Source organism: Sphingomonas sp. Leaf38 (assembly GCF_001421825.1).
Lineage (GTDB): Bacteria > Pseudomonadota > Alphaproteobacteria > Sphingomonadales > Sphingomonadaceae > Sphingomonas.
Map to the genome: position 1 here is coordinate 249364 of NZ_LMLD01000012.1, position 1158 is coordinate 250521.

Here is a 1158-nt window from a genome sequence, read left to right on the forward strand (position 1 = left end):
GGGGAGGATCAGCCGATCGCCCTAACTCGGAATAACCGGCGGCACCCCGCCCTGCCGCGTGGCCACGAACCGCGCGAGCGGCGGCCCGATCAGCAACACCCCGAGAAACCGCAGCACCTGCAGCGCCATCACGAACGGCACGTCGACCGGGCTCGACGCAGCGATGATCGCGACCGAATCCATCCCGCCCGGGCTGGTCGCGAGATAGGCGGTGACCGGATCGATCCCCCACCAGCGCGTCAACGCCGCCGCGATCCCGCCGCAAAACGCGATCAGCAGCGCCACCGACAGCAGGATCCGCGGCATCGCCTTGCCCGCCACGCGCACCGTATCGCGCGTGAACGACAGCCCGATCTTCCACCCGACCACCGCATAGCTGATCGCCAGCAGCCACTGCGGCAACACCGGCTGCGCGACCCCGGTGACGTTCAACGCTGCCCCCGCCACCAGCGAGCCGAGTAGCGCCCCCGCCGGCAGCTTCAACGCGACACCAACCCCCGCACCAACCCCAGCGATCGTGATCGTCCGCAGCACTACAATCGGATCGACAGCCGCGAACCACGACGCGGCGACGTGATGCCCGCTCCCGCCGCCGACCATCACCGCCGCCAGCACCGACGCGACCACCGCGACGCAGACGACGCGCGTATAGGTCATCACCGCGACCAGCCGCGAATCCGCGCCATAGGCCTGCGCCATCAACACCATCGCGCTCGCCGCACCCGGCGTCGATCCCCACACCGCGACGGTGCCCGGCAGCACCTGCCACCGGCTCAGCAGATAGCCGAGCACGCTGCTCGCCGCGAGCGTGACGCCGTTGACCATCAGGAACACCGGCCAATGCTGGCCTACCGTCGCGACGATCCCCGTCGTGATCGAGCCCGCGATCAGCGTCCCCACCGCCGCCTGCGCAGCCCGAAACGCCGACAGGGGCACGCTCAGCGACCACCCGCGCACCGCAAGCACCACCGCCGCGATCATCGGCCCGAGCAGCAATCCCGCGGGCAGCCCGACGAGTTCCAGCACTGCCGCAACCACCGCCGACAGCGCGACCAAGACGGTCCAGCGCCCGATCAAGATTTGGTCGCGAACCAGATCACGTGCCGCGCGCCGCCTTTGCGTGTCGCCCTTGCGATAACCTCGTCGACCGCAAAGCCG

The 1158-nt window shown here is 69.9% G+C and carries 1 protein-coding gene; it reads right to left on the reverse strand.

Annotated elements, in window-relative coordinates; all coding sequences use genetic code 11:
- Positions 1–21: 21 nt before the first annotated feature.
- Positions 22–1077 carry an AbrB family transcriptional regulator gene (locus ASE88_RS16715; RefSeq protein ID WP_200910276.1) on the reverse strand — a complete coding sequence of 352 codons (1056 nt, stop codon included), beginning with the start codon at positions 1075–1077 and terminating at the stop codon, positions 22–24.
- Positions 1078–1158: the final 81 nt, after the last annotated feature.